The organism is Mesorhizobium sp. YR577, from assembly GCF_900116595.1.
GTDB lineage: Bacteria > Pseudomonadota > Alphaproteobacteria > Rhizobiales > Rhizobiaceae > Mesorhizobium_M.
Genome location: NZ_FPBI01000011.1, coordinates 69069 through 81084 on the forward strand (window position 1 = coordinate 69069; position 12016 = coordinate 81084).

Genomic DNA, 12016 nt, shown 5'->3' on the forward strand with positions numbered 1-12016 from the left:
CAAGCCATGAGCCGCGAAACCCTCATCAACATCCTTCTCGCCGCAGCCCTCCTGGCGCTGCCCTTCATCGCGACCGCGATGGAGGAGCCATTCTACATCACGCTGGCGACCCGCATGGCGATCCTCGCGCTGGCGGCGGTGGGTCTTAACATCGCGCTCGGCCTGGGTGGGCTGATCTCGTTCGGCCACGCTGCCTTCTTCGGCATCGGCGGCTATGTCGCCGGCATTTTTGCCAGCCATGCCTTCAACATGGAGCCGATGTTTTCCTCGCCCTTCGAATTTTCCGGCAGCGACCAGATGCCGGTAATCTGGCTGGCGGCGATGCTGGTCAGCGTTGCCGTCGCCATTCCGATCGGCGCCATCAGCCTCAGAACGTCCGGCGTCTATTTCATCATGATCACCTTGGCCTTCGCGCAGATGATCTACTATTTCGCCATCTCCTGGCCGGCCTATGGCGGCGAGGACGGGCTTTCCATCATCACGCGCAACGGCTTTCCGGGCGTGAATACCGCCAACCCACTGAGCTTCTTCCTGATCTGCTACGGCGTTCTGGCCGTCGCCCTGCTCATGTTCTGGCTGATCCAGAATTCGCGCTTCGGCGCGGCCCTTCAGGCCGGACGGCAGAACGACCAGCGCCTTGCCGCTGTCGGCATCGTGCCGTTCCGGGTGCGGCTGGTGGCGTTTGCGATTTCGGCGGCGATCACCGGACTTGCCGGCGTGCTGTTTGCCGATCTCAACCGCTTCGTCAGCCCGTCCATGCTGTCGTGGCAGATGTCGGGTGAGTTGATCGTGCTGATCATCCTTGGCGGCACGGCGCGATTGTTCGGGCCGGTTGCCGGTGCGATGCTGTTCGTGCTGTTCGAATTCGCGCTTGGCGGCATCACCGAGCGCTGGCAGTTCTTCCTCGGCCTGATCCTGCTTGGCGTCGTGCTGTTTGCCCGCGGCGGGCTGATCGGCCTCGTTGCCGGAAAGGCGCGTCATGGCTGACACCGTCCTTTCCATTCGCGACCTGAAAAAGACCTTTGGTGCGCTGAAGGCAACCGACGGCGTGAGCATCGACCTGCGCCCCGGTGAAATCCACGCGCTGATCGGCCCCAATGGCGCCGGCAAGACGACGCTGATCCACCAGATTTCGGGCTCGATCAAGCCGGACAGCGGCTCGGTGCATTTCCTTGGCGAGGATGTCAGCCGGCTTGGCGTGGCGGCGCGCGCCCGGCGCGGGCTTGGCCGCAGCTTCCAGATTTCGTCGCTGGCGCCGGAATTTTCGGCGCTGCGCAATGTCATGCTGGCGGTGCAGTCGCGACAAGGGTCGAGCTTCCGCTTCCTGCGCCCGGTGATGGCCGACAAATCGCTGACCGAGCCGGCGATGGCGATGCTGAAGCGCACCGGCCTTGCCGCCCGCGCGCAGGTGCCGGCGGCCGCCTTGTCGCATGGCGAGCGGCGGCAGTTGGAGATCGCCATTGCGCTGGCGCTTGGCTCAAAGGCGTTCCTGTTCGACGAGCCGATGGCGGGCATGGGGCCGGAAGGCTCGAAAGCGCTGACGGCGTTCCTCGACACATTGCGGCAGGAAGCGCCGATCCTGCTGGTCGAGCACGATATGGATGCGGTGTTTGCGCTGGCAGACCGCATTTCGGTGCTCGTCTATGGCCGCATCATCGCCAGCGGCACGGTGGACGAAATCCGCAACGACCCGGAAGTACGCCGCGCCTATCTTGGGGAAGCGTCATGAGCCTTCTCGAAATATCCGGGCTGGAAAGTTTTTACGGCGCTTCGCAGGCGCTGTTCGGGGTCAATCTCGCGGTTGCCGAAGGCGAAGTCGTGGCGCTGATGGGCCGCAACGGCATGGGCAAGACGACGACGATCGGCTCCGTGCTCGGGCTCGTTCGGCCGCGCAATGGTACGATCCGGCTTTCGGGGAAAGATGTCGCCGGCATGCAGCCGCATCGCATCGCCCGTCTCGGTGTCGGGCTGGTGCCGGAAGGGCGGCGCTGTTTCCCGAACCTCACCGTCTACGAGAACCTCGTTGCCGCAGCGCGGCCTGGCGTCTGGACACTTGCCCGCATCAACGAGCTTTTCCCGCGCCTGGAAGAGCGGCGCGACCAATATGCCAACACGCTTTCGGGCGGCGAGCAGCAGATGCTGGCGGTGAGCCGCGCGCTGATGACCAATCCGAAACTGCTGATACTCGATGAAGCAACCGAAGGGCTGGCGCCGGTGATCCGGCAGGACATCTGGGCAGCGATCCGGCGGCTAAAGGCGGAGGGCCAGTCGATCCTTGTGGTCGACAAGACGCTGTCCGAACTTCTGCCGGTGGCCGACCGCTGCTTCGTGCTGGAAAAGGGCCGGACGGTGTTTTCCGGACACCCGAACGAACTGACCGCAGATTTGCAGGACCGCTATCTCGGCGTTTGAGACGTCAACAAGAAGAAGCCGATAGCAAGAACAGGACTGGAGACGACCATGACCGCACCAACCATTCATGAGGTGCTTCACCCGGCCAACTGGAAGGCCGCCAAGGGCTATGCCAACGGCGTGGTTGCGGAAGGGCGCGTGGTCTATCTCGGCGGGCAAATCGGCTGGACGGGCGATCAGGTGTTCGAGGCGAAAGACCTTGCCGGCCAGACGCGGCAGACCCTGCGCAACATCGTCGACATCCTGAAAGAGGGCGGCGGCCGGCCCGAGCACATCGTCAAGATGACGTGGTACATCACCGACAAGGCCGAATATCTCGCCAATCTGCGCGAGATCGGCGTCGCCTATCGCGACGTCATGGGCAAGCACTATCCGGCGATGGCCATGGTGCAGGTGGTGGCGCTGATGGAAGACGAGGCGAAGGTGGAGATCGAGGCGACGGCGGTGTTGTCGGCTTAGGCAGGTGTGATGGGGGTCTATTGCGTTTTAAAGATACCCCCACCCCTAACCCCTCCCCACAAGGGGGAGGGGGACTTTGTTGGACGGTAGTTCAACCCCATTCCTCAACGTTCTTGATGGGCGACGAGATCGTCTCCCTCCCCCTTGTGGGGAGGGGTTAGGGGTGGGGGTATGACGTCGCTCAGGTCCATCAGAGCGTCCGTATGCGACAGCCCTCTCGTAGACGGGTGAACAGAAACCCGTCAGCCCGCCTTCGTCCGCTCCAGAAAATCCCCGATCCGCTCCAGCGCGCGCAGGATGTTTTCCTCGGAATTGGCGTAGGAAAGGCGGATGTAGCCTTCGCCGAGAATGCCGAAATCCGGTCCGCCGATGAGCGCGACGCCGGCTTCCTCAAGCAGCGCCGAAGCCAACTTCTTGGCCTTCCAGCCGGTCTTTTCAATGTTGGGGAAGGCATAGAAAGCGCCCTTGGGGGTGATGCAGGAGATATTCGGCAGGCCGTTCAGCCCCTCGACCACGGTTTTGCGGCGGCGGTCGAAGGCGCGCATCATCTTTTCCACCTCGTCCTGCGGGCCATCGATGGCCGCGATGCCGGCATACTGGCTCGGCGCGTTGACGCAGGACCAGCAATTGACCGCCAGCTTGCGCACCTTGTCGTAGAGGCGGTTGCTTGCCGGCGAGTTCGGCCAGATCGACCAGCCCATGCGCCAGCCGGTCATGGCCCAGGTCTTCGACCAGCCATTGAGGATGATGAGCCGGTCGCGGATTTCGGGGAATTTCAGCAGCGAGCAATGCGCCTCGCCGTCATAGGTCATGACGTCGTAGATTTCGTCGGACATGATGGCGACGTGCGGGTGCGCTTCCAGTCCCTTGACCAGCTTTTCGATCTCGGCGCGCGGCGTGACGCCGCCGGTCGGGTTGGCCGGCGAGTTGAGGATCAGCAGCCGCGTCTTCGGTGTGATCAGCGACAGCGTTTCCTCGGCCGAAAAGGCAAAGCCGTTGGCCTCGCGCATCGGCACGGGAACGGGCTTTGCGCCGGTGAATTCGATCATCGAGCGGTAGATCGGGAAGCCGGGATCGGGATAGAGGATTTCGGCGCCCGGCTCGCCGAACATCAGGATCGCGGCGAACATGGTCGGCTTGCCGCCGGGCATGATCATGATGTTTTCCGGCGAGACCTCCACGCCGGTGAGCGCCAGCGTGCGCCGGGCGACCGCTTCGCGGGTGGCGAGCAGGCCGTTTGCCGGCGTATAGCCATGGTGGCCGTCGCGTAGCGCCTTGATGGCGGCTTCGACGATGTGCTGCGGCGTGCTGAAATCGGGCTGGCCGATGCCGAGATTGATGATGTCGCGCCCCTCATGGGCAAGGGCGGTGGCGCGGGCCAGAACCGCGAAGGCATTTTCTTCGCCGAGGCGATCGAAGGCCGCAATCGTTTGGAGCATTTTTCCTGTCCGTGTGGTTCTGTCACTGGGCAAGCGTTTTTGTGAGTGTCGGGACGAAAAAGTCAATCGCAGGAGCCAATATGTCCGTCGATCTGAAGAACTGGCAGCCGAGGCCGCGTCCGCAGCGCGAGGTTATCGAGGGGCGCTATGTGCGGCTGGAGCCGCTGGACGCGGCAAAGCACGGCGACGGGCTGTTCGAGGCATCGTCGGTCGCCGATGCCGGCGAGCGCTTCCGCTGGCTGCCGGAGTTTCCGCCGCAAACCCGCGCGGACTTCCAGCCCTGGCTGGACAGGGTGCAGGCCAGCGAAGACCCGCTTTTCTTCACTGTCATCGACAAGGCCAGCGGCAAGATCGCCGGGCGCCAAACCCTGATGCGGATCGACGCCGCCAATGGCGTCATCGAGATCGGCAACATCTATTGGGGGCCGATCATCTCGCGCAAGCCGGCGGCGACCGAGGCACAGTATCTGTTCATGAAATATGCCTTCGATACGCTCGGCTACCGGCGCTACGAGTGGAAATGCAACAATGCCAACCTGCCGTCGAAGCGTGCGGCCGAGCGCTTCGGCTTCCAGTTCGAGGGGATTTTCCGCCAGCATCTGGTGGTAAAGGGCGAAAACCGCGATACGGCGTGGTATTCGATTATCGACACGGAATGGCCTGCGCTGAAACGCGCCTATGAGGCGTGGCTCGATCCGGCTAATTACGACGCCGAGGGCAAGCAGAAGCGGCGACTGGAAGATTTCCGCGCCGAGGCTGCGTAGCCAACCGGAGCTGAGAGCGAACTGGAATGGTGATGATGGACGGGAAGAACCGTGATGCGGCGATCGCGGCAGCCGTGATCCTGCTGGGCTTTGGTATCGTCGGCTATTTCCTGCCCACGATCATGCTGGCGGTGGGCAACAAGTCGCCGGCGGCAGCGGGCGTGGTCGCCGTGCTGTTCGTCGCCGCGTTCTTCCTGGTCTTCTGGTTGCGTGGCCGCAGTCAAGCCAGGAAGCGGGATTAGATCGCCGCGCGTCCGTCCTGACGCGCAAAGGACGATCTAACACTCAAAATGAATTCAGGTATCACTGCGCGGCGTGCAGTTGCGCGCCCTTTGCCAGCGGTATCGTCAATTCGGCGCGCAGGCCGCCGCCGGTCCGGTTGTGCAGCCGGACATCGCCGCCGAAGCGCCGCGCGATGTTGCGCGCGATCGTCAGGCCAAGGCCGAAGCCGCCGGTCTGGCGGTTGCGTGAGGCCTCGACGCGGGCGAAGGGCCGAAAAATCTTCTCCATCTGGCCTTCCGGAATGCCGGGCCCGTCATCATCGATGGTGAGGAGAATTTCCGTCTCGTTTTGCGAAAGGACGAGGCGGGCCTTGCCGCCATATTTGACGGCGTTGTCGACCAAATTCGTCACGCAGCGGCGCAGGGCAACGGTTCGGCCATAACAGACCAGCCCACGGGCATGCTTGCGCGATCCATCGAAGACGACCTGTGGGTTGCCGTCGGCAACCGAATCAACCAGCGACCAGAAGTCGATGCGTTCCGGCTCCTCGCCCTTGGCTTCATAAGTCGCGAAATCCAGCACCGATGACGAGATCGCTTCGATATCGGCGAGATTCTGCATCAGCGCGGTGCGTAGCGGCGAATTGCGCAGGAGTTCTAGGCGCAGGCGAATGCGGGTCAGCGGCGTGCGCAGGTCGTGGGCAAGTGCGGCTGCCAGCAGTTCGCGGTCCTCGACATATTCGCGCAGCCTTGCCTGCATGGTGTTGACCGCGCGGGCGGCGGATTTGTATTCGCTGCTGCCGCGCTCGGCCAGCGGCGGGCTTTTCAGGTCGTCGCCGATGCGCCGGACAGCACTTTCGAGCGCGCGGTAGGGCGCGGTGAGGCGGCGCAGCGACCATATCGAAAGCAACACCACAAGTGCGGCGACAGAGCCGTAAAGCGGCAGGCTGTCTGTGGTCAGGATCGGACTGAGCGGCGTCGACGGCATGACGAAATTGAGCCATTGGCCGTCCTTGAACTCGATCGAGGCGACCAGCGTATCGGTCTTGTTGAAATCGGCGGAAAGATCGAGCAGTTCCCGCTCTATGCCGCCGAGATTGTCGTCGGGCTCCGTGACCTTGTGCTTGGGATGTTCCTGCGCCTGGGCGCTTTCACGGCGTACGCGCGCTTCCTCGACGCCGAATTTGGTCAGCCGGCCGACAATGACGTCTTCCAGCTCGGCCATCTCGTCGTCGGCCGGTATCGAGGAGGTGATCGCCGGCGTGTCGGAGATGGAGAGCACATAAGGCGCCACCGAAAGCCCGGCGGCTACGTGTTTTCGTTCCTCCGGCGAGGCTGCATACATCAGCTTGACCAGAGACAGTGCGCGGTCGTTGAGCCGGAACAGGTCGAGGATGGTGTTGGAGGCGACGCGCTCGCGCGAAACGATGGACAGCGTCGAAACCTGGATGGCCAGCAGGCCGGCGATGACGATCAGCAGGACCCAGGCAGGCAGGGATCGGGGCAGGAGCCACTTCATTCGGCCGCGACCTCGGGCACGAACTGGTAGCCGCCGCCGCGTACGGTGAGGATCAGCTTGGGCGAGCGCGGATCGTCTTCCATCTTGCGGCGCAGGCGGCTGACCAGAATGTCGACGCTGCGGTCGTAGCTGTAGTCGCCGTTCTGGTTCGACAGTTCGACTAGCTGGTCGCGGCTCAGCACGCGCTGGCCGCTGCGCACCAGCGTCTGCAGCAGGTTGAACTCCGCGGTGGTGAGCTCGACACGGACCTCGTCCGGCCGCAGCAGCCGGCGGCGCGCGGAATCGAGTGTCCAGCCGGCGAATTTATAGATCTGCGGCACCGGACGATGATTGGCCCCCGCCGCACTGGGACGGCGCAGCACGGCACGCGTGCGGGCGAGCAGTTCCCTTGGGTCGAATGGCTTCGGCACATAGTCGTCGGCGCCCATCTCCAGCCCGACGACGCGATCGATGGTCTCGGTGACGGCGGTCAGCATGATGATCGGGATTTTCGAATGCGTGCGCAGGTCGCGGCAGATGTCTAGGCCGCTCTTTCCCGGCAGCATGACGTCGAGGATGATCAGGTCGACCGGTGCGCGGCGCAGTTCGGCCTGCATCTCGTCATCATCGCGGGCAGCCGACACGCGCATGCCGTGCTTCTGGAAGAATTCCTGAAGCAGGTCGCGGATCTCCTTGTCGTCGTCGACGATGAGGATATGGGCGTCGGTTTTCAAAGGCGTTGTTTTCCCAGCTCGATCGAGAATGCATCTGCCCCGACCATGGCAGAATAAGGACGGGTTTGGGAGCGGTCGGCAGGCAAAAAACCGTGCGGAATTCGGCTGTTACAATCCAGAAACAAAACTCTGCAATCGGGAAAAATACCCGCAAAAACGGTCCGTCATAACAACCGTGCTGCTCAGGGCGTCTGAGGTGTCGGTTAGGGATCAAAATGCGAAAGCTCGTGACCAGTTCGATGATCGTTCTGCTCAGCGTGTTCTCGCTTGGCGCTGCCACCGAACAACCAATGGCGAAAAGCCCGGTAACCCGGACCGATCGCTGCAACAGCCTGCAGCAGCAATTCGCTAACGCAATAACCAACCACGCTGAGGCAAAACGGGCCACCGAAGCGAAAGCTCTTCAGAAAAAAGCGACGAAGTTCTGTGCCGGCAAAGAGCAGGCCCAGGGCATTCGTGCCTACGCCACCGCACTGAAGATGCTCGGGGTGCAACCGGTCGATCCCTGACCGGCGAAACTCCACCCAGGCCCTTGTGAAAAAAGGAAACGTATCATGACCATCAACAAGACCCTCCTTTCCGCCGTCGGCATGGCCGTTGCTCTCACCTTCTCGGCTCCGGTTCTGACCGCTTCGACCGCCAATGCAGCCGGCGCCACGATGGCCCAGCCTTCGACCACGGCAACCACGCCGCTGGTGAAGAAAGCCACGCTGAAGAAGCCGGTTCATCACAAGAAGGTTTCGCACAAGAAGCATAAGAAGCATAAGAAGCACGCCAAGAAGGCAGCTCCGAAGACGGAAACCCCCGCCGTCCAGTAATCCCTGTCGGATCTTTCCCCCCCAAGATCCGAACAATTCCGCCCTGGCGTGTACTGCGTCCAGGGCGGAATTTTTTTGTGTTTTGGGTGGGTGGAGATGCGGTCCAGATATGTTGTCCGCGACCCGACACTCCGTCTCGTTTCATTTGCAACGGTGATGATCAGCCGGAGCCTCCCTCCCTTGGTCATCCTCGGGTCGCAGCATGAGCGGAACGAATGCGAAGAACTCGGGGATCCATGCCGGAACACCTATGACGGCTGTCGCGGTGCAGAGCTGCCGAAACTGAAGCTTGCGAAGGTGTGGAAAGATTTCCACATAATTTCCCCTCAACCCGTTGTTTCCATTCACACCGAACACTTTTTCACGCCCAATCTATCCCCCTCTTTCCAGCCTCCTCCATACTTCCCCTCGCAAATCCGCTTCCAACGGGATCCCTGGTGCGCACCGGGTATCAGGGGGAAGCGTCGGCGTCCGGGCTGGTGGTGCTGCGGTAGCACTGCTGGGTGATGAACCCCTAAGCCCGGGTCCTTAGCTACGGCTGGCGGCGCGAATGCCGAGGCGACTGAGCGGGACAAGAGCGCTGGCGGGGCGCAATGGCTGCGCCACGAATTTACACTTAGGAAGGCAAGGCCTTTGCGCCCCGCATTCCCACCCTCGTAGAGGGAGTTCTTTGACAATGGCCAGACGGTGAAAACCGGGCGTGGCGATGATGAAGTGCGCCTCTCCTTCTCCCCTTGTGGGAGAAGGTGGCCGACCCGAAGGGGAGGTCTGATGAGGGGTGTTGGACGGAGCGCGACGAGGGACGGGTAGCTATGCCTGCTACGGCTGTTCGGAACAGACGGCACTCCGTCCAGCACTCCTCATCCGTCTTGGCGCTGCGCGCCAATCCACCTTCTCCCACAAGGGGAGAAGGAGTGGCACCGCTTAGCTCCCGATATGCTTCTCGCCACGCTTCTCCGCCAGAGCCACTTGGCGCTGGCGCTCGGCGTAGCGGGCGCGGTCCTCGTCGGTGCGGGCCTCATAACAATGCGGGCAGGACACGCCATCGCTGAACTGCGGCGAAAGCTTCTCTTCCGGCGTGATCGGATGGCGGCAGGCGCGGCAGAGGCAGATATCGCCCGGCTCGAGACCATGCGAAACGGAAACGCGCTCGTCGAAGACGAAGCACTCGCCCTGCCAGAGGCTTTCCTCAGCCGGCACGTCCTCGAGATATTTCAGGATGCCGCCCTTGAGATGAAAGACGTTATCGATGCCGAGCGATTTTACATAGGCGGTCGCCTTCTCGCAGCGAATGCCGCCGGTGCAGAACATCGCCACCTTGCGGCCCTCGAGCTCGTCGCGATGTTGCGCGACCCAGTCGGGAAACTCGCGAAAGCTCTTGGTCTTCGGGTCGACTGCGCCCTGGAACGTGCCGATCGAGACCTCATAGTCGTTGCGCGTATCGATGACCAAGGTGCCGGGATCGGAAATCAGCGCGTTCCAGTCCTGCGGCGCGACATAGGCCCCTGCCCCTTCCAGCGGGTCGATGCCCTCGACGCCCATCGTCACGATCTCGCGTTTCAGCCGCACTTTCATGCGGTGGAACGGCATTTCGGCGGAGTGGCTGTATTTGAGCTCAAGCCCGGCAAGCTCGGGAATGGCTTCGAGCCAGGCGACGAGCTCGGCGATCGCCGCCTCGGTTCCGGCCACCGTGCCGTTGATGCCTTCGCGCGCAAGCAGCAGCGTACCCTTGATGCCACGAGTGCAGCAGAAGGCAGCCAACGGTGCTTGCAGCGCGGCAAACGCTTCGAACCGGCAGAACCGGTAGAGCGCGGCAACGCGGAAGGCTTGGCGGGATGTGGATGAATTCATGGTCACCGCCAGTAGCTTTTGAGCGTTTTTGTTTCAAGCCCGGTGAAAAATACCTATGTTTTCATAATCTTGCACCAGCGGCGCGCCGGCGGGCATATCGTAAAACGCGCAAGTTTATCCCCGCCTGCGAAAACGCGGCGAGAATTGGCGGGCAAAACAAGGAGTGCCGCCGCAAATGTTCAGCAAGGAAACCATCCGCGAAATTTCCGCCGTCGCAAATACCCTCGACATCGAACCCGCCGCATTGCTGGCCATTGCCGAGGTGGAAAGCGCCGGCAAGGCCTACGCTCTGGTGAAAGGGCGCAAGGAGCCGATGATCCGTTTCGAGGGCCACTATTTCGACCGGCGCCTGTCGCCTGACAATCGCGCGAAAGCACGCGCGCAAAAGCTTTCGTCGCCGGCCGCAGGCGGCGTTCCGAACCCGAAGACGCAGGAGGCCCGCTGGCGCCTGCTGGAACGCGCGGCAGCCATTGACCGCAAGGCGGCATATGAGTCCGTATCCTGGGGCCTCGGCCAGGTCATGGGCACCCATTGGGCATGGCTGGGCTTTGCCAATGTCGAGGCACTGGTGAGGCAGGCGCGCTCCGGCGTTGCCGGCCAGACGAGACTGATGGAGCGCTATATCGAAAAGAGCGGTCTCGTTCCGGCTATCCGCCGGCACGACTGGGATGCTTTCGCGCGCGGCTACAACGGGCCGGATTACAAGCGCCACGCCTACCACACGAGGATCGCAGCTGCCTACAAGCGCTACAGGGCGAGCGAGACGGACACCGGCACAGCAGCTTCGCCATCTGGCGGCTCACCTGCCCGCAGCGAAATCTCGCCGACGGTCGCGCTTCCCGGTGCGGCGCCTGCCAAAACGGCACAGGCTGGCGGCTGGCGCGCAATGCTGAGGAAACTGGCGAACTTCCTCTGGAGGGGGTAACAACAATCCGTGCTCACGTGGACTTGCCGGTCGGCGTCTGCTAAATCGATTGAAATTCATGGAGCATCGGACCGAAAAGTGGGTGCCGGTTTTCGGAATATTCCGATGCTCATTCAAACTACTAGATCGTCCTTTATGCGTCCGAATGGACGCCCGGCGATCTAGCCTGCCAAGAGAAAGCATGATGTCCAGCAAGACCGAAAAGCTCCTTTCCCTCCTCGACGGCCAGCCGGTCATCCCTGTTTTGAAGATCGACAATGTCGCAGATGCCGTGCCGCTGGCGCGCGCTCTGGCCCGTGGCGGCCTGCGCGCCATCGAGATCACGCTGAGGACGCCCGATGCGCTGGAGGCTATCCGCCGGGCAGCAGGCGAAGTCGAGGAAGCGATCGTCGGCTCCGGCACCATTCTCGACGCCAGGCAGTTCGAGCAGGCCGAGAAAGCGGGCTCGAAATTCATCGTCAGCCCCGGCGTCACGCGCGAGCTTCTTGCAGCCGCGGGCAACAGCGAAGTTCCGCTGCTGCCGGGTGCGATCACACCGGGCGAGATCATGGCCGCGCGCGAGGCCGGGCTGGATTTTCTAAAGTTCTTCCCGGCCGAACAGGCGGGCGGCGCATCCTTCCTCAAGGCGCTCGCCTCGCCCTTCGCCGGCATCAAATTCTGCCCGACCGGCGGCGTCTCCGCCAAGAACGCACGCGACTACCTGTCCCTGCCCAATGTGAACTGCGTCGGCGGCTCCTGGGTCGCGCCCGACGATCTCGTCAAGGCCGGCGATTGGGCCGCCATCGAGGCGCTCGCCCGTGAAGCCTCCGGCCTGCGCAAGAGCTAAGCGCACAAGCCACAGGCGCTCCTCCGTCGCAGCACAGATGACGCTGCCGATACCGAACCCACAAACAAA

The 12016-nt window shown here is 62.7% G+C and carries 14 protein-coding genes; 10 read left to right on the forward strand and 4 right to left on the reverse strand.

Features of this window, described 5'->3' with window-relative positions; translation table 11 throughout:
- The first annotated feature begins 6 nt into the window (after positions 1-6).
- Genes BM413_RS17300 through BM413_RS17315 form a run of 4 tightly spaced genes read left to right on the forward strand, consistent with a single transcriptional unit; the run spans position 7 to position 2871 of the window.
- Complete coding sequence (locus BM413_RS17300; RefSeq protein ID WP_091915247.1) at positions 7-987, forward strand: branched-chain amino acid ABC transporter permease; 981 nt, start codon at positions 7-9, stop codon at positions 985-987.
- Positions 980-1729: an ABC transporter ATP-binding protein gene (locus BM413_RS17305; protein WP_091915249.1), complete on the forward strand. Its 750-nt coding sequence runs from the start codon at positions 980-982 to the stop codon at positions 1727-1729. The genes BM413_RS17300 and BM413_RS17305 overlap by 8 nt, the downstream gene beginning before the upstream one ends.
- Positions 1726-2412 (forward strand): ABC transporter ATP-binding protein, encoded by a 687-nt coding sequence (locus BM413_RS17310; protein ID WP_091915252.1) that lies wholly within the window; start codon positions 1726-1728, stop codon positions 2410-2412. Before BM413_RS17305 ends, BM413_RS17310 begins: the two co-directional genes overlap by 4 nt.
- 48 nt (positions 2413-2460) lie before the next feature.
- Positions 2461-2871 (forward strand): RidA family protein, encoded by a 411-nt coding sequence (locus BM413_RS17315; RefSeq protein WP_091915254.1) that lies wholly within the window; start codon positions 2461-2463, stop codon positions 2869-2871.
- A 242-nt stretch (positions 2872-3113) separates the two neighbouring features.
- Here BM413_RS17315 and BM413_RS17320 read toward each other — a convergent pair whose 3' ends face one another.
- Positions 3114-4310, reverse strand: a complete 1197-nt coding sequence (locus tag BM413_RS17320; protein WP_091915256.1) for a pyridoxal phosphate-dependent aminotransferase — start codon at positions 4308-4310, stop codon at positions 3114-3116.
- Positions 4311-4390: 80 nt separating this feature from the next.
- Between BM413_RS17320 and BM413_RS17325 the strand changes: the two genes are divergently transcribed.
- Together BM413_RS17325 and BM413_RS17330 are read left to right on the forward strand one after the other, a co-directional pair.
- Positions 4391-5074, forward strand: a complete 684-nt coding sequence (locus tag BM413_RS17325; protein WP_091915258.1) for a GNAT family N-acetyltransferase — start codon at positions 4391-4393, stop codon at positions 5072-5074.
- Positions 5075-5109: 35 nt separating this feature from the next.
- On the forward strand, positions 5110-5316 hold the full coding sequence (locus tag BM413_RS17330) for a hypothetical protein (protein ID WP_091915539.1): 207 nt from the start codon (positions 5110-5112) through the stop codon (positions 5314-5316).
- A gap of 61 nt (positions 5317-5377) precedes the next feature.
- On the opposite strand, the gene BM413_RS17335 is transcribed toward BM413_RS17330, so the two are convergent.
- The gene (locus tag BM413_RS17335; RefSeq protein ID WP_091915260.1) at positions 5378-6814 is read right to left on the reverse strand and encodes an ATP-binding protein; all 1437 of its coding nucleotides are present in this window, start codon (positions 6812-6814) and stop codon (positions 5378-5380) included.
- On the reverse strand, positions 6811-7527 hold the full coding sequence (locus BM413_RS17340; protein ID WP_091915262.1) for a response regulator: 717 nt from the start codon (positions 7525-7527) through the stop codon (positions 6811-6813). The genes BM413_RS17335 and BM413_RS17340 overlap by 4 nt, the downstream gene beginning before the upstream one ends.
- 215 nt (positions 7528-7742) lie before the next feature.
- On the opposite strand from BM413_RS17340, the gene BM413_RS17345 reads away from it, so the two are divergent.
- On the forward strand, positions 7743-8036 hold the full coding sequence (locus BM413_RS17345; protein ID WP_091915264.1) for a hypothetical protein: 294 nt from the start codon (positions 7743-7745) through the stop codon (positions 8034-8036).
- Between the two features lie 45 nt (positions 8037-8081).
- On the forward strand, positions 8082-8345 hold the full coding sequence (locus BM413_RS17350; protein ID WP_244537902.1) for a hypothetical protein: 264 nt from the start codon (positions 8082-8084) through the stop codon (positions 8343-8345).
- Positions 8346-9269: 924 nt separating this feature from the next.
- On the opposite strand, the gene BM413_RS17355 is transcribed toward BM413_RS17350, so the two are convergent.
- Positions 9270-10196, reverse strand: coding sequence for an oxygen-dependent tRNA uridine(34) hydroxylase TrhO (locus BM413_RS17355; protein WP_091915266.1), 927 nt, complete (start codon positions 10194-10196; stop codon positions 9270-9272).
- A gap of 175 nt (positions 10197-10371) precedes the next feature.
- Between BM413_RS17355 and BM413_RS17360 the strand changes: the two genes are divergently transcribed.
- Both BM413_RS17360 and BM413_RS17365 read left to right on the forward strand, forming a co-directional pair.
- Positions 10372-11121: an N-acetylmuramidase family protein gene (locus BM413_RS17360; RefSeq protein ID WP_091915268.1), complete on the forward strand. Its 750-nt coding sequence runs from the start codon at positions 10372-10374 to the stop codon at positions 11119-11121.
- Between the two features lie 184 nt (positions 11122-11305).
- Entirely contained in the window at positions 11306-11947 is a 642-nt protein-coding gene (locus BM413_RS17365; RefSeq protein WP_091915543.1) for a 2-dehydro-3-deoxy-phosphogluconate aldolase, read from the forward strand.
- Positions 11948-12016: the final 69 nt, after the last annotated feature.